26 protein-coding genes are annotated in these 17,622 nt (G+C 26.5%); 22 read left to right on the top strand and 4 right to left on the bottom strand.

What is annotated here, in order from left to right:
• Positions 1–33 precede the first annotated feature (33 nt).
• Positions 34–453: a UPF0146 family protein gene (locus MBCUR_RS02720; protein ID WP_084269428.1), complete on the bottom strand. Its 420-nt coding sequence runs from the start codon at positions 451–453 to the stop codon at positions 34–36.
• 463 nt (positions 454–916) lie between these two features.
• On the opposite strand from MBCUR_RS02720, the gene MBCUR_RS02715 reads away from it, so the two are divergent.
• Complete coding sequence (locus MBCUR_RS02715) at positions 917–1,264, top strand: NifB/NifX family molybdenum-iron cluster-binding protein (protein ID WP_084269426.1); 348 nt, start codon at positions 917–919, stop codon at positions 1,262–1,264.
• Between the two features lie 108 nt (positions 1,265–1,372).
• Entirely contained in the window at positions 1,373–2,155 is a 783-nt protein-coding gene (gene nucS, locus MBCUR_RS02710) for an endonuclease NucS (RefSeq protein ID WP_067089907.1), read from the top strand.
• A gap of 21 nt (positions 2,156–2,176) precedes the next feature.
• On the opposite strand, the gene MBCUR_RS02705 is transcribed toward nucS, so the two are convergent.
• Positions 2,177–2,470: a manganese efflux pump gene (locus MBCUR_RS02705; protein ID WP_067089905.1), complete on the bottom strand. Its 294-nt coding sequence runs from the start codon at positions 2,468–2,470 to the stop codon at positions 2,177–2,179.
• A 49-nt stretch (positions 2,471–2,519) separates the two neighbouring features.
• Between MBCUR_RS02705 and MBCUR_RS02700 the strand changes: the two genes are divergently transcribed.
• Genes MBCUR_RS02700 through MBCUR_RS02690 form a run of 3 tightly spaced genes read left to right on the top strand, consistent with a single transcriptional unit; the run spans position 2,520 to position 4,974 of the window.
• Positions 2,520–3,755: a tyrosine-type recombinase/integrase gene (locus MBCUR_RS02700; protein WP_067089904.1), complete on the top strand. Its 1,236-nt coding sequence runs from the start codon at positions 2,520–2,522 to the stop codon at positions 3,753–3,755.
• 3 nt (positions 3,756–3,758) lie between these two features.
• Positions 3,759–4,385: a hypothetical protein gene (locus MBCUR_RS02695; RefSeq protein ID WP_067089900.1), complete on the top strand. Its 627-nt coding sequence runs from the start codon at positions 3,759–3,761 to the stop codon at positions 4,383–4,385.
• A 58-nt stretch (positions 4,386–4,443) separates the two neighbouring features.
• A complete protein-coding gene (locus MBCUR_RS02690; RefSeq protein ID WP_067089897.1) occupies positions 4,444–4,974 on the top strand; it encodes a hypothetical protein in 531 nt (176 codons plus the stop codon).
• Positions 4,975–5,502: 528 nt separating this feature from the next.
• Here MBCUR_RS02690 and MBCUR_RS02685 read toward each other — a convergent pair.
• Entirely contained in the window at positions 5,503–5,706 is a 204-nt protein-coding gene (locus MBCUR_RS02685; RefSeq protein WP_157077589.1) for an AbrB/MazE/SpoVT family DNA-binding domain-containing protein, read from the bottom strand.
• 200 nt (positions 5,707–5,906) lie between these two features.
• On the opposite strand from MBCUR_RS02685, the gene MBCUR_RS02680 reads away from it, so the two are divergent.
• The 17 genes from MBCUR_RS02680 (at position 5,907) to MBCUR_RS02610 (ending at position 17,040) form a co-directional block, all read left to right on the top strand.
• Positions 5,907–7,181 (top strand): phage tail tape measure protein, encoded by a 1,275-nt coding sequence (locus tag MBCUR_RS02680; protein ID WP_067089892.1) that lies wholly within the window; start codon positions 5,907–5,909, stop codon positions 7,179–7,181.
• 9 nt (positions 7,182–7,190) lie between these two features.
• Positions 7,191–7,913 carry a peptidoglycan-binding domain-containing protein gene (locus MBCUR_RS02675; protein WP_067089890.1) on the top strand — a complete coding sequence of 241 codons (723 nt, stop codon included), beginning with the start codon at positions 7,191–7,193 and terminating at the stop codon, positions 7,911–7,913.
• 125 nt (positions 7,914–8,038) lie between these two features.
• Positions 8,039–9,064, top strand: coding sequence for a hypothetical protein (locus tag MBCUR_RS02670; RefSeq protein WP_067089887.1), 1,026 nt, complete (start codon positions 8,039–8,041; stop codon positions 9,062–9,064).
• Positions 9,065–9,096: 32 nt separating this feature from the next.
• Positions 9,097–10,086, top strand: a complete 990-nt coding sequence (locus MBCUR_RS02665) for a transglutaminase-like domain-containing protein (protein ID WP_067089885.1) — start codon at positions 9,097–9,099, stop codon at positions 10,084–10,086.
• A gap of 26 nt (positions 10,087–10,112) precedes the next feature.
• Entirely contained in the window at positions 10,113–11,258 is a 1,146-nt protein-coding gene (locus MBCUR_RS02660) for a phage baseplate protein (protein WP_067089882.1), read from the top strand.
• On the top strand, positions 11,259–11,636 hold the full coding sequence (locus MBCUR_RS02655; RefSeq protein ID WP_067089879.1) for a DUF2634 domain-containing protein: 378 nt from the start codon (positions 11,259–11,261) through the stop codon (positions 11,634–11,636).
• Positions 11,633–12,745: a baseplate J/gp47 family protein gene (locus MBCUR_RS02650; RefSeq protein ID WP_067089877.1), complete on the top strand. Its 1,113-nt coding sequence runs from the start codon at positions 11,633–11,635 to the stop codon at positions 12,743–12,745. Before MBCUR_RS02655 ends, MBCUR_RS02650 begins: the two co-directional genes overlap by 4 nt.
• Positions 12,746–12,795: 50 nt before the next feature.
• The gene (locus tag MBCUR_RS02645) at positions 12,796–13,317 is read left to right on the top strand and encodes a hypothetical protein (RefSeq protein ID WP_157077588.1); all 522 of its coding nucleotides are present in this window, start codon (positions 12,796–12,798) and stop codon (positions 13,315–13,317) included.
• Positions 13,314–13,499 carry a hypothetical protein gene (locus MBCUR_RS02640; RefSeq protein WP_067089871.1) on the top strand — a complete coding sequence of 62 codons (186 nt, stop codon included), beginning with the start codon at positions 13,314–13,316 and terminating at the stop codon, positions 13,497–13,499. The genes MBCUR_RS02645 and MBCUR_RS02640 overlap by 4 nt, the downstream gene beginning before the upstream one ends.
• A 1-nt stretch (position 13,500) precedes the next feature.
• Positions 13,501–13,734 carry a hypothetical protein gene (locus tag MBCUR_RS02635; protein WP_067089869.1) on the top strand — a complete coding sequence of 78 codons (234 nt, stop codon included), beginning with the start codon at positions 13,501–13,503 and terminating at the stop codon, positions 13,732–13,734.
• A 5-nt stretch (positions 13,735–13,739) separates the two neighbouring features.
• On the top strand, positions 13,740–13,868 hold the full coding sequence (locus MBCUR_RS10920; RefSeq protein ID WP_281190508.1) for a hypothetical protein: 129 nt from the start codon (positions 13,740–13,742) through the stop codon (positions 13,866–13,868).
• 9 nt (positions 13,869–13,877) lie between these two features.
• Positions 13,878–14,447: a hypothetical protein gene (locus tag MBCUR_RS02630; protein WP_067089865.1), complete on the top strand. Its 570-nt coding sequence runs from the start codon at positions 13,878–13,880 to the stop codon at positions 14,445–14,447.
• Between the two features lie 23 nt (positions 14,448–14,470).
• Positions 14,471–15,487, top strand: coding sequence for a hypothetical protein (locus tag MBCUR_RS02625; RefSeq protein ID WP_067089862.1), 1,017 nt, complete (start codon positions 14,471–14,473; stop codon positions 15,485–15,487).
• 5 nt (positions 15,488–15,492) lie between these two features.
• Positions 15,493–15,669 carry a hypothetical protein gene (locus MBCUR_RS10255; RefSeq protein WP_157077586.1) on the top strand — a complete coding sequence of 59 codons (177 nt, stop codon included), beginning with the start codon at positions 15,493–15,495 and terminating at the stop codon, positions 15,667–15,669.
• A 14-nt stretch (positions 15,670–15,683) separates the two neighbouring features.
• Complete coding sequence (locus tag MBCUR_RS02620; protein ID WP_067089860.1) at positions 15,684–16,118, top strand: hypothetical protein; 435 nt, start codon at positions 15,684–15,686, stop codon at positions 16,116–16,118.
• Positions 16,119–16,144: 26 nt separating this feature from the next.
• Positions 16,145–16,348 (top strand): hypothetical protein, encoded by a 204-nt coding sequence (locus tag MBCUR_RS02615; RefSeq protein WP_169805783.1) that lies wholly within the window; start codon positions 16,145–16,147, stop codon positions 16,346–16,348.
• Positions 16,345–17,040 (top strand): pseudomurein-binding repeat-containing protein, encoded by a 696-nt coding sequence (locus MBCUR_RS02610; protein ID WP_067089856.1) that lies wholly within the window; start codon positions 16,345–16,347, stop codon positions 17,038–17,040. The genes MBCUR_RS02615 and MBCUR_RS02610 overlap by 4 nt, the downstream gene beginning before the upstream one ends.
• 192 nt (positions 17,041–17,232) lie before the next feature.
• Here the strand turns inward: MBCUR_RS02610 and MBCUR_RS02605 are convergent, their stop codons facing one another.
• A complete protein-coding gene (locus MBCUR_RS02605) occupies positions 17,233–17,619 on the bottom strand; it encodes a hypothetical protein (protein WP_067089853.1) in 387 nt (128 codons plus the stop codon).
• Positions 17,620–17,622 lie beyond the last annotated feature (3 nt).

Below are 17,622 nucleotides of genomic sequence, written 5' to 3'. Positions count from 1 at the left end.
TTTTTTATTTGTGGAACTTTTCTTTTGCTTTTTTTATTTTTTTAGTTGGTAAAAATTAGTTTTTTTATAACTTTTTAACTTCATTTTTTCTTTTTTATATATATCGTCATTGTATAATGGCTTAATAATTAAAATAGCATTTTCTTTGTTTGCTAGTTTTATAATATTCTCTTGAAGTTCATATGGTGGTCTAATAGAATAAATTATATCTGCATTATTATATATTTCAAAATTTGGATTAAAAATATCATCTTTAATGATTTTGGAGTTATCTGGATTAATATCAGTTAATATTAAATCAATTTCATTGCAATTGGATTTTTTCAAATAATTACTTACATCAAAGAATTTTCCAACAGCTATTTCTATGACTTTTACTTTTTTGTTATTATCTTTAAGTTTACTTTTTTCAATAGCTTTTTTTTCTATATACTCTCCAAGTGATTTCCACATTTTATTTGCCTTATTTTTAAATTTTAATAAATTTTTTATTTTCTAGTAATATTTCATTTTGTTTGATTAAATACTTAATTTTTTATTATTTCTTCTTTTTTATTATTTCTTTTTTTTACTATTTTTCTCTTTTTATTTGTTTCAAATTTTTCTTTTAGCAAATTATTTAAATAAAAAAATAAATAAGATATTTTGAAATAATTTAGAATTTTAGAAAAATAAATTTTTTTAAATAAGTTAAATATTTTTTAAATATTATTTATTTTTAAATAATATGTATTATATATCTATGAATGATTTAGTAATATTAATATTAAAGTATTAATATTAAAGTATTAATATTAAAAATACATTTAAAATTATTATTTAAATTGTTATTTAAATTTTTATTTAAATATATTATTAAAACTCAGTAAAATTGTTATTAAGTATATTTATTATTTGATTTTACTGATTAAAAAGTATGGATAGGAAGTTTATGGTGTTTAAAGTAGCTGTTGCAAGTGATGATGGAGAAAATGTTAATGTCCATTTTGGAAAGGCAGAAGAATTTTTAGTTTATGAAATAAAAGATGGAGAATATGAATTTATTGAAAAAAGGAAAGTAGACCCTTCATGTGTAGATGATGGAGATCATTCTTCTCTTAGACAAATTGTAATTAATTCAATAAAAGATGTTCAAGCAGTAATTGTTTCAAATGTTGGTCCTGGGGCTATTGATGATTTAATTGCTGAAGATATTCGTCCATTTGCAACTTCTTTTGCTATTGATAATGCATTAGAAGAATTAGTCAAAGTCTTAAAGGAATAGAAACAATAACTACTGAACAATAAACTATTTAGTAATAAAATACTAAATAATAAACTATTTAGTAATAAACTACTATTAACCAATTACCAACTTAATATTTTTAGAGAAATGAAATTTAAAGGAAAAGAAGATCCAAATATTGATGAATCTTTTGATTTAATTGATGAAGGGTTAAGAAAAAAAGCTACAATTGTGATTTTTGCATGTTGTAAAGTAATTTATGAAGGTCGGGCAATTAGCCAGTTAGATTTTGGAGAAAGAATAATTTTAATTAAACCTGATGGTTCTTTTTTAATTCACCAAGATAAAAAAGTAGATCCTGTAAATTGGCAACCTCCTAAATCAAGATCTCGTGTTTTAATACGAAATGAAAAGTTATTTTTAGAAAGTTTTAGAAGAACTCCAAGAGAGCACTTAGAGGTAGAAATTAGAAAAATCCACTTTTTAAACTATGCATTAATCGAAGACTATCAAGAACTTGAAATAGCTGGTTATGAAAAAGATTTAGGTGATTTGATAATAGATAAACCTCATTTAATTGAAGAAGGATTCAAACCAACAAATAGAGAATATTCAACAGAACATGGATTTATTGATATTCTTGGTAATGATAAAGAAGGAAATTTAATGGTTTTAGAGTTAAAATCTAGAAAAATTGGTGTTAATGCAGTAAAGCAAATAAGGAGATATCTTTCTGATTTTGAGGATGAAAAAAACAGCTATTTAAAAGACTTAGGTGTTGAAAAGAAAAAGATTCGCGGACTTTTAGTTGCTCCAAAAATAGATGAAGATGCAAAAGAAATGATTGAAGAAGAAGGAATTGAGTTTGTATCTCTTGAACCTCCAAAAGAGCTTAAACGAGACAAATTAGTTACATTAGATTCATTTTAGATACTTTTTTTTAAAATTTTTTTATAAAAGTAAAGCACTTACTCCTTCCCATAGGAATTCTAGAGAAAGAAGTATAATAATAACTCCTCCAAGTATTTTAAATTTGCTACTATAATGATTTCCAATATATTTTCCAATTAAAATTCCTATTTCAGTCATTATGAATACAACAATTCCAATAACAGCAATTGCTTGTAAAATATCGATTTTTGCAAATGAAAATGTTATTCCAAGGGCAAATGCATCTATGCTTGTTGCAAATGATAATATTAGCAGCTTTTTATAAGAAAAGTAATTAGATTCCACTACATCCATAAAATCAAAAAAACATTTAAATAAAACATGAAATAATATATATTAAACAATGATTAGCAACGACCAAAAATTAGAAAATCTAATTATTCGTAGAAACATTAAAAAAGAAAGAATAAAAACATATTACATAGTATTTAATGAAATACATGATTTAACAGGCTTAAAACCATCAGAACTAATTGCTGAAGCACGTAAAGAACAAAAACCAGACTGGGACAAAAAGATATTCCTTGAAATGGAAGATAGAAAAATAAACAAATACTTTAACCAATATTATAATTATCTTAAAACGAAAAACAATAATAAAGGAACAATAAAACTAAAAATAAGTGCATTAAGAAGCTTCTACAACGAATACAATATAGAATTACCAAAACCATTCTTAATAAAACAAAAACAAAGAAGAACACGAAAAACAGAAATACCCTCATGGCAAGATGTTAAAAAAGCAGTAGACAATACCGAAAACCTAAAATACAAAGCATTAATACTATTTCTAGCAACAACAGGCTTAAGAGTAAGTGATGTAGTTAATTTAACCATAAAAGACTTATTAAAAGCAACCAAACAATATCATAATGGAACAATAGAAAATCTACTCGAACAAGACCAAAATAACATAATCCCAGTATGGGACTTTGACCCACAAAAAACAAAAGACGAAGGAAACCTCTGCATAACATTTAACACTCCAGAAACAACAGAATACTTATTTAACTACCTTAAAAACCGTATAAGTAAAGGATATAATACTAATAATGACTCTCCACTTTTTAACAGCACACAAACAACTAAAAAGTATAACTCAAAAAGCGTAACAACAATATTCAAACAAGTAATTAACCCACTAGTCGGAAACAGATTAGACACACAAAATAGAGCTTTTTTCCGTCCACACAACTTAAGAAAGCTTTTTAAAACCACTTGCAGTAATAATATTGGTCGTGCAAGCATAGAAGTAGAAGAAGAACTACCGTTTACTAAGCAGTATGATATAGTATCTATATTAGCTGGACATAAACCACATAACTCACAAATAACTGAAATATACGAAGCTATTGACTCTGAAGACATTAAACCCTATTATGTTCATTTAATCCCTTATTTAAGTATAAATAAAGTTAAAATTAAAGATATTAAATCAGATGAGTACATTAAATTAGAAAATAAGTTAAAAGACAAAGACACACAGTTAGACAATTTAACTGCTCGTTTTAACGATTTTGAAAAAGAAAGAAATAAAATTATGACTCAAATTAAAAAATTAAAAGAAAATGGAAGATAAACAATGAATAAATTAGAGAAAGTAGAAAAAATAATAAAAGATACAGAAAAAGACTTTAAAAATTATAAAACATTAGCAAAAGAATTAAAAAATCCTACTGGGAAAAATAAGGTAATAATTGAAAAAATTGCAGAAAGAAGTAAATTATTAAATCTATATCTGAATAATGTTGGAAGATTTAAAACACAAGGATTAATTACAAATGAAGATTATGAAAATAAAAAAGAACAAATATATAACTTAATGAGAAATAGTTTTAAACTTTCTAATGAAGAATTTAATAAAAAAATAAGTGAAATATATAATTTTACAGAAGAAGAGTTAGAAAAATACGAAATAGACCCTTTTTTTGATGGCTATGGACTTTATAATTATTTAATAAGAGAAATAGAAAAAATTAAAGACATTAATGATTTTGACAAATTTAAAAAACTAATAATAAAAGTCGAACATCATAATATTTCTGATAATTCTAAAGCTAAAATATATAAGTTAACAGCTGAAAAATATCTTGAATTTAATAATAAATTACTAGCTATTAATTATTATGAAAAAGCACTAAAATTTTATCCGAAAATTGGGGTTAAAAGAAAATATGATAAACTTAAAAAAGAGTTAAATTTAAATTAAATATTATTTATTATATAATATATATTATTAAATATTAAAAAAATGGAGAAAAAAAATAATGGATAGAAAAAAAATAAATGGAATAATAATTGCAGTATTCTTAATTATACTAGCATGTATCGCAGTAATAGCAATAACTGGAGACAATACAGATTCAAATAAAAAAACAATAAATACAGACATATTAAAAGTAAAAAATGCAACATTAGAAAATAATTATAATTATAAAAACTTATCAAATGTGGATGATGAATTCAGCTTATATTATAATGAGGATAGTTTTATTGTATTTATCCCAACATTTAACGAATATAAAGGATATGACGAATACTATACTGGTATAATGAAAATAACAAAATATGAGAATTATGATATAACTAATGTTACAATTGCAGGATTTAAAGGGGAGTTATTGTTTGATAGTGATTTGAATAGTTTAGAATTTTTATTTGTTGCTAATGATGGAAAGAGATACTCTATTTCTGCAGAACATAATGATATTCTTAAAGAATTTAATATTGAAGATAAAAATATTGCAAAAAACGTATTTGAAGATGTCTTAACTGCTTGGAAAACTAAATTAAATTAATATAAATTAATTTATTTTATATTTTTTTTAAATTATTAGTATTACTTTTTAGTTAAATAGTATTACTGAAGATTACTTTTCATCTGCTCTCTCACACTTACTTTATATGTGTAGTAGAAACAAAGAAAATAATGGCAATTATTTTTAAAATTACACAACAAATAATAAATTTAATAAAAGTTATTAATTATTAAAAATATTGTTAAAAAATGTAAAGAAAAAGTATAAATAAATAAAAAACTAAAAAATATTAATGTAATCAAAAATTTAAGAGAGAAAATTTTAGGTCGACGGTGTTACAGCACCTCGCTAAATTTCTCTCTAAGGTTACTATAAAAATTAATTCACTGGACGTGCTAAAATTAATGTAACCAACATTAAATATAAACGGTATGATATAAATACCTTACGATTTTACTTTATTAATTATTCTAATAGTTATTTAAGGTTAGCTAATGCTAAAAAAAGTAAAATACTCTTAAAATTAAAAAAAGCTATTTCTAAATATATTAATACAATAAAAAATATTTATTCTATTTTTTTAACAAGAAGAAATTTAACATCATTTTTTGTTAATATTCTCCAATTTAAGCTGTCTCCGTTTTTTAAATTTATTGAATTGGCTATTTCTTTCGGAATAACGGTTCTATTTGATTTTGATTTATTATTATTACTGCTTACTTTGCTTATTGCTTCGATTATTATATTTTCTTCTGTATCAATCAGTGTCATCACCTTAATTTTTCTTGTATTTAATATTTATATGTTATTTTTAGTATTTAATGTTATCCTTTTTAAAGTTTTTTTAAAGGATGAAAAAAGGATACATATATATACTATAAAAATTAAATTATAATTAAGGAAGTAAAATTCCTTGAAAACAGTGGAATTACAGTTCCACTAATGGACGTGCTACTTTTTTAAATAAGTATATGATAGATTCTCAAGATGCTAGTTTTGCTAGTGAAGAATTAGCTGGTAGTTTTGATGCATTAAAAGATAAAGCAAGTAATAGTTTCGCTGGAATAGTTTCAACAGTCGGTGAAACATTATTACCTATCTTAATTCCTGTTTTAGATAAAGTTAGGGATGTTTTAACTAAAGTTAAAGATGGTTTTAATAGTTTACCTCAGCCAGTTAAGGATTTTACGGGGGTTGTTATTTTCCTATCTGGGGCTTTTATCAGTGCTTTTTTTGCTATTAATGGTATTATTGCCCCTATGAAAGCTTTATTGATTTTTACTGGTTTATTAAAAACTGAAGAAGAAGGATTAACTCTTGCAAAAATTGCAGGAATCATTCAAACTAAAGCAAGTGCTTTCGCTGATTGGGCTGCGGGTGGTGCAAGGTCTGCATATGCTTTTTTAACTGGTGGAAATGTGCTTGCAACTATAGCAGATACTGGGGCTAAAATAGCCAATACTATTGCTACTGGTGCAGTTACAGCGGCCACTTGGTTATGGAATGCAGCATTAAGTGCGAATCCTATCGGTATTGTTGTTATTGCTATTGTTGCATTGATAGCTATATTTGTTTTGCTTTATAATAAGAATGAGACTGTTCGTAATGCTGTTAATGGTTTATGGGAGGTTTTGAAAGGTGTAGGGCAGTTTATAGTAGACGGGCTTATAAGTGCTTGGAATTGGTTAAAAGACACTTTAACAGGTTTATTTGATATGATAGTTAATAATCCGTTTGTTAAATTTGCTATTACATTGTTTACATTATCTAATCCTATTTTGTTTATTATAACTCATTTAGATTTATTAAAAGCCGTATTTGAAATGGTTAAAAATTTTATTATGTTGGCAATTGGAGTTATAATTGGTTATTTCGACCGTTTTAAACGAGGAATGATAAATCTTAAAGACAAAATTAGTGAACAAATATCTAATGTTATTACTTATTTTAATAATCTTAAAAACAAGGTTCTAGGGTATATTCAACCAATTATTGATATTTTAAACAAGGTTAAGAGTGTTGGTGAGGGTGCTTGGAGTTGGTTAAGTGATAATCTTAATTTTGGTGGTGGAGACATTCCTTTTAAGTATAGTTTGACTGGTGAGGGTAATGTTAATGGTGGAGCTTATTCTAATACTTATATTACTAATAATAACTTAACTGGTTTAATAACTAAAGATGTTATGGACATTATTAATAATGTTCGTAATGATTATGAGTCTACTGATAGAAAAAGGAGCGCATAGTGTTTTGTTATGGCTTATGAAATTTATCTGGACAATAATTTTATTGGGGATAATCTTGGTATAAGTGAGAGTAATAACATTGACTTACAATACTCTGATAGTACAACTGGTAATGCTTTATTAACTGCTCGTAAATTAAAAAGTCGTTTATGGTCTTTTGATTTTGTAATGGATTTAAATAAAGATTATAATGATAAAAAAGCTTTATTTGACAGTTTAAAAGAAAAAATACTAAAGGAAGAGATTAGTTTTGTTTGTTTACATGAGGGTGTTGCTAGTATTAGTGCATGGGTGGTTATTTTAAGTATTACTCCTGATTATAGTGTTGATAATGTTGTTACTTATAGTGTTGAGGTTTTAGAGTATAAAAAACCTGTTAAAACTGTTATTAAGTTTAATACATTTAATTATAAACCTGCGACAGTAAAAACAACTCCTGCTAAGACTAAGAAAAGTACTATTTTAAGTAAAAACAATCCATATGTACTAGAATTATTAAAATGCAATCCTGTTTTTAACTGTAAGAATCGTAATCAGAAATGTGTTTCTTTATTACAAAGATTATTACAAATGGACGGGTATTATACTAAATTTCGTGTTGATTCATGGTTTTGTGATAAAACACTTAAAGAATTAAAAAAATGGCAGAAAAACAAGGCTAAAATTAAGGTTACTGGTAAGTTTGATAATGCTACTAAGAATTATTTGAAGAAAAGATTTAATATTAAATAATTAAATTTATTTCTTATATTTTTATGTGAATAATTTAAACATTTAATCTATTATATAAAAAATATAAGAAATAAATTTAAGACACGAAAAAAGCTAAAAAAATACACAAAAAAAGAAATAATATCATGTCAACAGAATTCTATCACTCAAAAAATAAAACAAACAATTACACAAAAAAAGAAATAAGTAGCGACTGGGACATAAAAAACGATTGGAACAAAATATCCGTACTCAATTTCAGTACAAACGAAAACCTAGACGGTGCAGACCATGTAAAACTAAGAGGATTAGACATAAACAATTTTGGAGGACAAATAGTAGATTTTGATAAATCATATAATGATTTAAATACTTATAATGCTTATGATTATCGTCGTTATCTGCAAACAGAAGTAACATACAAACCTACAGGGTATCGTAGAAGCAGTGATATAGTTAAAAACTTATTAAAAAAGTATGTTATAAATAGTAATACTCCAATAAGCTTAAAAGCTAGTAATACTCCTAGTAAAGATATTTTTGTTAAATTAATATGGGAAAATGTAACAATACTAAGAATAATAAACGAACTAATCTATCTTGAATTCATAAACGGAACATTAATAGACTATGGAATAGATGATAACGGTACAATAACTTATAAACCATTACCAGCACAAATGAACATTCCAGTAATAACAGAAGCTATTGACGGTAGTTATAGTGTAGATTATAGTGATATACAAACCAGTTTAAGAGTAGACGGACTATTAGTAAAAGAAAACAAAGAATTAGTAAATCTCTGGGGTACAATTAATAAATCAGTTAATGTTGCTGGTGAAACAGATAAAAAAGACGATGAGATACTTAAAATTGTTAAAACAGTTAATTTAAGATGTAGACAGTTTAATTATTCTGCTAATGGTCCACATAAATATAAAGAAGCATTCAAGGCTGGAAAATGTAGTGATAAAGGAATGAGTGAATTAATTTATCACTATCTTAGCATTCAAAGTGTTCCTGTCCGTATTAGTCGTTATCGTGCAGGAAACAGAGACCATGACAGTGTACTAGTTTATTATAAGAACAAATGGCAAGATTTTCTTTATTCTGGAATGAATAAGAACTTTAAAGCAACTTCTGCAAGTAAAAAAGGAAGACTGATAAAATAGTTAAAACAACAAGATTTGAAGGATACACTGTAATGGTCGGAGTTAAATGGGTAATAGACGGAAATACTATAACAATAAGATGTTATCCTAAAAAAAAAGGAGTACCATACAAATTAACACAAAAAACATGGTCTAGAACCTGTCCAACATGCAAAAAAAAGAATATTTTAATAGGGAAAGGTGCAGGTAAAGGAGAATGGGGTCCAGAAGGAGGTGTATTTTGTTCTAATCCTAATTGTGATGCTGATTTTTGTGGAGTAACTGGAAGAGATACTAAAATAGGTAGTACTCGTAAATTAACCCCTGCAAGTAATGTTACAAGTTCATCTGCAACTAAAATTAATGATAAAAAAATAAATGATGCAATAACTGAATTTAATGAAGACAGTGAACCTAAAAGAGAGTTTAAAATCACTATTCCAGTTGATAAACGTATTATAGCTGGTCATTATGCTATGATTAATATTCCTGTTGGAGTTATACCTTTAAATCCTTATTTTGTTACTAGTGTTAATACAAAAGGTGGAACAATGGATGTTACTTTAAATAATTATGTTCCTGTTCCAGATGAGAATTATACTCCTCCAAATGATTCTAAAACTAGTGGAGCTAGTGGTACAGTTAAAGCAACAGGAAAAGCAGGAAGCAAAATAGAACAAGACTTAATGAATAAAGGTGCTGAATTAAAGACAATAAATAAAATATACAATTATATCCGCAAAGCTGGTTCATACGGAATGAAGTACAGTTATTACTTTAATCATATAAAAGGCGGAGATACAGATAAATTTCACCCTGCAAGTGCTAAATACTGCATTAACAATAAAAAAGCCAATTGTACTGATTTCGCATGGATATTCTGGGCAATGTGTAAAGGTGCAGGTATAAAAGTAGAGGTTTGGCATGGTCATGCTAATTTCCCTCGTCGAATTGGTCATTTATGGAATAAATATCAAGGAAAAATTTATGATTGTAGTGTAACTAGAAAACCAACTGGTTACAGTGGTAGAAAAGTAATATAAAACTATTTGAGGTAAAAAAGAATATTATGAGTTATGATAATAAAAATCCATACGAAAGATTAAACGACGGAGTATACTCTGAATACATAAATAACAGTATACTACTAAGCAGTGTACTAGTAAGTACAGCAGGATTAAACTTACCAGGTCAATTTAATAATAACAATTGGAATATTAATGGTGATACTTTAAAAGCTTTATGGTCAGATATAACATACTTAAATGGAAATACTGTTAGTATAAGTAATGGTAATTTGTTATTTAAAAGTATAACATTTAAAATAGATATAAAATTAAGCTTATTTGGTTGTTTAACTAAGATAAAAGCAAATACAAACACAAACATACAACTACAATATAGTAATAATAACATTACTTTTATAAATATAAATAATGATACAGATTTAACAACTTTAAATTTAAATAGTGCTACTTTTTACATAAAAATAAGTGGATTAAACAATAATACAGTAACTTTAACTAATTTATACTTAGAAATTGTTACAAAAAGATTAAATACTAATGATAATGTTATTTTACAAAATAAACAGTTAGATAATATTGTTAGTAATTTTAATAACCTGTTATGTGAATTTGAAGCTTTTAAATCACAAATCCAGCAAAAAATGTATCCTGTAGGGACTGTTTTTGAAACATTAAGTAATACTCCTCCAGACCAATTATTAGGGTTTGGAACATGGCAAAAACAAGAAAATATCTTCCGTTTATCCAGTGGAACAAGAAATGCAGGAACAACAGGAGGAACCTCAAATGTAACCTTGTCTATTGCAAATTTACCGTCTCATAATCATTCTGTTGGAGTAGATGATTCTCAAGCTTCTTCAACAAATCAAGTAACTGCTAGTACATCTAGTCAATCATCAAATACCACTTCTACTAATACTCATGAGCATGCATATTATACAACTCAAGCTAATGGAACTGGAACAAGTAGTTTAAGACTTGGAGGTGGAAGTACAACTATTAAAACTAATTTTACTGAAAATAATACTCATTTACATCGTTTTGACCATACTCACACTATTCCTAGCCATAATCACACGATTCCAAAACATGGACACAATGTATATCAAAATAATGTGGGTTCTAATCAGTCTTTTAGTATTTTACCACCTTTTAAGGTTTTTAATGTTTATGTGAGGACAGCATAAATGGTTTACGGTGTAGATTACGATGTAAATGGTGCTGTTAATAGTCGTGGAGATATATTGCTTGTTGCAGATGAAGAAAATATGAAACAAGCAATAAAAAAAAGACTATTAACCTTAAAAGGAAGTTATTATTACTTTGACGATGATTATGGTACTGATTTAATAATAACAACAGGTTATAATAAAGATAAAGCTACTTACGAGCATATAAAATTAGTAATAGAATCCGAACTCTTAAAAGATGAAAGAATAAGTAATGTAAATGTAACTAATATGACAGAACACAGTATAAAAATGACTGTAACACTGTTTAACGAAGAAGAAATAAATATTGGTTATGATATTGAATTAAACCGTACGGAGGATAATGAATTATGATTATAGATGTTCCTGATGACCGTGTTTTTACTCGTAATGACGGTACAGAACGGAAATTAAGTGAAATAGTACAAGAATGTTATTCTTACTATGAAGATGGTTTTTACCAAGGATTAACAAAGATAACTGATTTTAGTGTCGGTAGTGAAGCTTATAACTTATTATTATTTGTTTCAAATATAATTTTTGATAGAGAAACAGAATCAAATTTAAAACAAAGAAATTACTTAATTAATCTCGCAGAAGGGTCTGCTTTAGATGATTGGGGAGACCGTGCTTGTATTAGTCGTAATGAAGCAGAATTCACTGTTTTACCAGTTATTTTTAGTATTCCAACAGTTAAAAATGTTGATACTGTTATTCCAACTGGAACGGAGGTTTCAAGTAATGATTATGTTGTTTTTAGTACTACTGAAGAGTTAATAATCCCTGCAGGAGTTTTAAATGGAGAAGTAGAAGTTATATGTAACACTCCAGGAATAATTGGTAATGTTAAATCTAATGAGATATTTATAATTAATAGTTTGTTAGATTATCCTGTAACTGTTAATAATCCTGGTTCTGGGACTAATGGGGTTGATAATGAAGACGATGAAGCATTCCGAACTAGAATTAAAGAAACAGCATGTAATTATCCTCCGATGAGTCGTTCCTGGATTGAAAAAATAAGTCAAAAAGTTGTAGATAGTTCTAAATATGTTTATAATTCTTCAAATAAGACTGGTACTTTATATTATAAGTCTGATAAGTCTAATGCTCAAAATGACTTAGTTGAATTGTTTAATAATCCTGTTTATAATCCTGCTGATGTTGACTTACTTTTTAATAGTGCAAATAAAATAACTGTTATAAATACTAACTCTAAAATTAATATAACCCTTGACGGGAGTGTTATTTTTAATGTTGTTAAAATTGAAGCTACTAATATAATTAATGATTTTTTCAATAATATGAAAGTTAATCAGAATTTTAAAGCTAATTGTCTCTTATTTCAGTTGCAATCTATAGCTGGTGTATTAGGTGTTAGTTTTACCAATATAAATGATGTTATTATCAATATTAACGAGTATGCTGGAAGTATAACTCCTTATCCAATTGTTGAGGCTTAGAAAGCATGTTTTATGATAGTAGTAGTCCAAATGGGGATTTAATTTGTAGTATGTACGATAAAAGTAATAATATTATGAATCCACCTTCTCCATTAGGTTTTTTCATTTATAAAGTATTTGGAGTAGCATTAGATAATTTAGAAATAATTGAAAACGAAGATTTAATGAATATTGACCCTGTTAAGTGTACAAACAAATTTTTAGACATTTTAGGTACGAATATAGGTTTAAAAAGAGGAAATTACAATGATTTAAAATATCGTGTACTCTTAATCTTAGAAATGTATTGTACAAAGACCGTACAAGGATTAAAGAATACATTAGATAAAATAATGGATATTTGGGAGTACGAGGATTTAGGTGGTGAAGAGATTCAAGTTATTGTTAATAAGAGTAAGTTTCGTTATTCTGATAAAACAAAGACTAATGAATTAGCTTCAGATAAAAATACAGAATCTGGAGATATACTTGAACCAGATAAGAGCATTACTATTGTTTATCCTGTTAATGTTGTTCCTCAAGAAATTAAAGACTTAATAAACGATTATTTAACAGGAAGTTTAAATTTATGAATTTAATAGTAAAAGCAACTGTTTTAACAACTAACGGAGATTATTGTAATGTTTTTACAGAAGATGGATTAAATCTAGATAGTTGTCAAAAAACTAAAGACATAACAGTTTTTAAAGGTGATAATGTTCTTGTTATAGTGGATAAATTTAATAATTGTTTCATAATAGGAGTATTAAGATAATATGGTTAGTCGTGATGATTTTAATTGGGATTATGAGCGAATAGAAATTGAAATAGACGAGGTTTTCGGTGAAAATACTTTTAAAACTAGTAATTTTAAAGTATTTGATATAGAAGGAAATTTTTATCTTTATGGAGTATTTGAGAAAGGTTTTTTCATTATTAATGAAGATTACGAGATAGTAGACGGAAAAGCAGATGATACAACTGCTTTAAATAATTTAAATTGTGAATAGAAAAAATGACATATAAGACATATCAATCAAATAATATAACTCAATCAGTCGTAAATACAATATCTGACGATGAAGAGGTTGTAAGTGTTGTTTTAAACTGTCCTTACTGGACAATAGTAACATTAAAGGAGTAAAAAAAGAATATGAGTCAAAAAATAATGGTTAGCAGTGGCACCTTATCTGGTTTAATTAATAATATTAATACTAATTATCCAGATAAAGCCATAACAGGGGGAATATTTAAAGATGTAGACGGGTTCAAAGCTATTCTTGATAATCAGAGAAATAATAGTTTTTTTAAGTATTTTAAGCTTGACCCTGTCTCTGGAGTGTTAAATTTTGTTGGAACAGTAAATCCAACTTATATTAAGTCTGTTTTTACTAATATAAGTGGAAATAATGGAGAATGGCAAGTAGTAGGATTTATTAGTAGTGATGGCTCAAGTAAATACTCATCATATCTTTATAATGGTACAACCTGGGTTTTAAAAGCCTCAAATCAAGAACTAGAAGAAGGAACATTACTACACGAAGAAAGTACAGGAAACGGATATTACTGGTTTGAACAATGGAATACAATAGACCAGGAGCTTCCAGATAGTCTTGTAATGAGTAACAGTATAGATTCAATTGAAAGTATTACTGAAGATGCTTATAATCAGTTAAATCCTCCTTTAACTGGAGTATTGTATATTTTAACTGATGTATTTTAAATATTAATTATGGTAAGATAATTATGAGTATTAATCTTTTAAGAACAAATAATAAAGCACCAAACAGGATAATGTTAAATGGTAAATCCATAAAAAAGATAATGTTAAACGGTGAAATAGTATATGAGAATGTTATAACATTTACAGTACATAATGATTTTACCTATAACCAATGGGCTACAAATAATCCAAATAACGATTATACACATGTTTTTATTGAAAATGGACATTATGGAAATGATGAAGAAATTAATCTAACCGATACTGGTACTAAAATTATCAATGGGGAGTCAAATAATGTTTATATTAATGCAAGATTCAAATTTAACACTATAGACGAACAAAGCTCAATTAAGAATTTAACAATGGATGGAACAAATGTTACCCCTCATTTTTATCAACAATATCTGTTTAGAAACTGTTGTAACTTAGAAAATATTACTATAACTAACTATAATGACCAAACAGAGGGTTCAAATCATGCGTTTGCTAATTATATGTTTTATAATTGCATTAATCTACATAATATTATTATTGAGAACTGCATACTTGGAGGAAGAGATGTTGGGTCTCATTGGAGGTCTTTTTGCGGTATTGATAATCTAGACGGTTTAATATTCCGTAATAATATTATTAGAACTCATCCTTATGTTTTTTATGCTTTATTCCGTTCATATGACATATATACATGTAAAAATATTAATAATGTTTTAATTGAAAATAACACAGGAACTAAAATGTTATTTTTGGAAAATGGAAGTCTTAGATTTAGTAATTTTAGCAATATTAAAATAAAAGTAGATAATATTACAGATTTTTATGGTTTAGATTCAGTTGATGGGGTTGATAATGTTAAAATTTGTATAGGTGGGGGTAAAACTGTTCATACACAAATAAAGAATTGTAATAATGTTAGTAATTGTAATTTAACTTCTAGTTATGTTACTTATAATAATTCAAGAAATAATAATGGTGTTTTGATTGGTTCTAATGGTGATGGTGAGTCTAATACTGTTTCAAGTAATCCGTGCGGAGGATAAAGGATATGACTAAAGATATACTAGAAATTACACAAAGAATAAATGAGATAAGTGAAGAAGCAGGATACTCTAATATTGAGTTTGTAGATGCTAAATTAAAATTAAAAGATAATTTAGGTAATGTTATTAATATTTTCTTGCACGAATGGATTAAATCAGACCCTAGTGAGGTGTTAGGATAGACTCATATATTTTAATGTCTGTTATAACTGTTATTAGTACTATTGCGGGATTATTAGCTAGTTTAAAGATAATATCTAAGTATACAAACATCTTAGGGGATAAATTTAGCAATTATGTGGGAGATAATATTAATATTAGTAAATTAGACCCTGATTCACCTTTAAGCTCTTTACACAAAGATTTTAATGATACATGTACTTTATTATCCGAACATATTAAAATAGACAAAGAATTTCAAGCAAATATGATTAAAAGTGTTGAATTATTGCGTCATGATAGTTGTGTTAATTCTATTCGTAATGAAATGTTAGCATTAATGGCTTTAAACAGCCACCCTGACCTTATTAATGAACGATTAGTTAAATATCGTGAATTAGGTCGTAATGGATATATTGAAGATAAAATTAAAGAATATACAAAAAATTATGAGGTTAAAAAAATATTATGATAAATAAAGAAAATATACAAAAAAATATGGTTTCCGTGATTGGGTTCTTAATAATTGTTTTACCAGGAATACAAGCAGTTTTAACAGATAATGGTGGAGCATTAACTTATAGTTCCATTGGAGCAGTAATATTAGTTATATTTAAAGCCTTACAGGTTAAAACTGTTGATAGTAATATTAAATCATATGAAACAGATGAATCTGATGAAATATTGGAGGTTTTAGAATGAGTACCGTATCATGGGAACAGTATAGCCAAATGGTGAGTAATGTTAATATTTTTAAAGCTAAGAATAAAAGAAATCCTAATACTGTTACTATTCCAGAAATAACTAAACCTAAACCAGGAATCGCTGTTTTAGAGTATAGTTGCAGTAACTGGAACCAAAGAAACTTTCCAAAATCAAATTCTGTTGATTATAGTAAATATAAAAAGTATAGTGCTTATGTATGTGGTAATACAGCATTCGCTAACCTCTTAAAATGCTTAAAAATGACTAATTGGACATATGATGAAATTGTAAAGACTACAATACCTTTATTTAATACTAGAGTTGGAATTGGTACTGTTCCACCTGATTTTACATACGGAGTACAAAAAACATTAGCAAAATACTATCCAGATTATCGTCTTGTTACAACACCATTTGACCGTAAAAACTTTATTAAAACATTATATGAATTATTAAAAAAAAGCCCTGTTATTGTTAATCTTGAAACTGATAAAACAATTGGTTATAATAATCGTTATGGTCATTACAGCCTTGTAAGTGGTGTAGATAAAGATAAAGGATTAGTAAAATTCCTAGACAGCAACCATATTCCAGGAATTCCAGCCCCTAAATGGTATAAAGCTGATGTAATAGCCCGTTTAATCGAAATGCATGGTAAAAGACCATTATGGACTATTGTTAAAAAATAAAGGAGAAAAAGTACATGTTTATTCAAATAAAAGTAAACGATAAATGGCATAGAATACAAGATTTAAATTTTGAGTATAAATAACTTCTATTTATACGAACATGACAAAATTAACAACAGTATAATAGTTAATTTAAAAGAAATAGACGATATTAGAGTAATAAAATAAACATAAGTATAAAACTATTTAATTTTATACTTCTTTTTTCATTTTTTCATTTAAAATATTTCTTAAAGCTAAAGACCTTCGTCCTTTACCTCCAAGATTTTTTTCTTCAGCATAAGAGTCTAAAAACTCTAATTGCGAAACAGTAACATAAAATTGTTTTTTTCTTAATGTTTCATTATCTTTTTTCTTATAATAATTTTTAATTATTTTATTAGATAAATTTAAACACTCAGAAATAAAACTTAAATCTTCATCTTGTGAAAAAGAATCTATTATACTTTCTAGATTCTGTTTTTCATAATCTAACTGATAAATACATTCATCAGTTAAGTTATTTTCTAATTTTAAAGATAAAGCAAATATTAACTCATCTTTAAAATTATTTATAATTATCTCGTTTTTAGTTGTCATAAT

It is taken from the genome of Methanobrevibacter curvatus (genome assembly GCF_001639295.1).
Classification (GTDB): Archaea; Methanobacteriota; Methanobacteria; order Methanobacteriales; family Methanobacteriaceae; genus Methanoflexus; species Methanoflexus curvatus.
The sequence above is the reverse complement of the archived record's forward strand: the minus strand, read 5'-3'. Positions and strand labels throughout refer to the sequence as shown.

Excerpts from the sequence above, each read along its gene's own strand:
- MBCUR_RS02620 (WP_067089860.1), top strand. The coding sequence starts at position 15,684 with ATGTCTGTTATAACTGTTATTAGTACTATTGCGGGATTATTAGCTAGT.
- MBCUR_RS02635 (WP_067089869.1), top strand. The coding sequence starts at position 13,501 with ATGGTTAGTCGTGATGATTTTAATTGGGATTATGAGCGAATAGAAATT.
- MBCUR_RS02690 (WP_067089897.1), top strand. The coding sequence starts at position 4,444 with ATGGATAGAAAAAAAATAAATGGAATAATAATTGCAGTATTCTTAATT.
- MBCUR_RS02630 (WP_067089865.1), top strand. The coding sequence starts at position 13,878 with ATGAGTCAAAAAATAATGGTTAGCAGTGGCACCTTATCTGGTTTAATT.
- MBCUR_RS02680 (WP_067089892.1), top strand. The coding sequence starts at position 5,907 with ATGATAGATTCTCAAGATGCTAGTTTTGCTAGTGAAGAATTAGCTGGT.
- MBCUR_RS02695 (WP_067089900.1), top strand. The coding sequence starts at position 3,759 with ATGAATAAATTAGAGAAAGTAGAAAAAATAATAAAAGATACAGAAAAA.
- MBCUR_RS02640 (WP_067089871.1), top strand. The coding sequence starts at position 13,314 with ATGAATTTAATAGTAAAAGCAACTGTTTTAACAACTAACGGAGATTAT.
- MBCUR_RS02645 (WP_157077588.1), top strand. The coding sequence starts at position 12,796 with ATGTACGATAAAAGTAATAATATTATGAATCCACCTTCTCCATTAGGT.
- MBCUR_RS02705 (WP_067089905.1), bottom strand. The coding sequence starts at position 2,470 with ATGGATGTAGTGGAATCTAATTACTTTTCTTATAAAAAGCTGCTAATA.
- MBCUR_RS02675 (WP_067089890.1), top strand. The coding sequence starts at position 7,191 with ATGGCTTATGAAATTTATCTGGACAATAATTTTATTGGGGATAATCTT.
- MBCUR_RS02605 (WP_067089853.1), bottom strand. The coding sequence starts at position 17,619 with ATGACAACTAAAAACGAGATAATTATAAATAATTTTAAAGATGAGTTA.
- nucS (WP_067089907.1), top strand. The coding sequence starts at position 1,373 with ATGAAATTTAAAGGAAAAGAAGATCCAAATATTGATGAATCTTTTGAT.
- MBCUR_RS02655 (WP_067089879.1), top strand. The coding sequence starts at position 11,259 with ATGGTTTACGGTGTAGATTACGATGTAAATGGTGCTGTTAATAGTCGT.
- MBCUR_RS02685 (WP_157077589.1), bottom strand. The coding sequence starts at position 5,706 with ATGACACTGATTGATACAGAAGAAAATATAATAATCGAAGCAATAAGC.
- MBCUR_RS02660 (WP_067089882.1), top strand. The coding sequence starts at position 10,113 with ATGAGTTATGATAATAAAAATCCATACGAAAGATTAAACGACGGAGTA.
- MBCUR_RS02615 (WP_169805783.1), top strand. The coding sequence starts at position 16,145 with ATGGTTTCCGTGATTGGGTTCTTAATAATTGTTTTACCAGGAATACAA.
- MBCUR_RS02720 (WP_084269428.1), bottom strand. The coding sequence starts at position 453 with ATGTGGAAATCACTTGGAGAGTATATAGAAAAAAAAGCTATTGAAAAA.
- MBCUR_RS10920 (WP_281190508.1), top strand. The coding sequence starts at position 13,740 with ATGACATATAAGACATATCAATCAAATAATATAACTCAATCAGTCGTA.
- MBCUR_RS02665 (WP_067089885.1), top strand. The coding sequence starts at position 9,097 with ATGGTCGGAGTTAAATGGGTAATAGACGGAAATACTATAACAATAAGA.
- MBCUR_RS02650 (WP_067089877.1), top strand. The coding sequence starts at position 11,633 with ATGATTATAGATGTTCCTGATGACCGTGTTTTTACTCGTAATGACGGT.
- MBCUR_RS02625 (WP_067089862.1), top strand. The coding sequence starts at position 14,471 with ATGAGTATTAATCTTTTAAGAACAAATAATAAAGCACCAAACAGGATA.
- MBCUR_RS10255 (WP_157077586.1), top strand. The coding sequence starts at position 15,493 with ATGACTAAAGATATACTAGAAATTACACAAAGAATAAATGAGATAAGT.
- MBCUR_RS02610 (WP_067089856.1), top strand. The coding sequence starts at position 16,345 with ATGAGTACCGTATCATGGGAACAGTATAGCCAAATGGTGAGTAATGTT.
- MBCUR_RS02715 (WP_084269426.1), top strand. The coding sequence starts at position 917 with ATGGATAGGAAGTTTATGGTGTTTAAAGTAGCTGTTGCAAGTGATGAT.
- MBCUR_RS02700 (WP_067089904.1), top strand. The coding sequence starts at position 2,520 with ATGATTAGCAACGACCAAAAATTAGAAAATCTAATTATTCGTAGAAAC.
- MBCUR_RS02670 (WP_067089887.1), top strand. The coding sequence starts at position 8,039 with ATGTCAACAGAATTCTATCACTCAAAAAATAAAACAAACAATTACACA.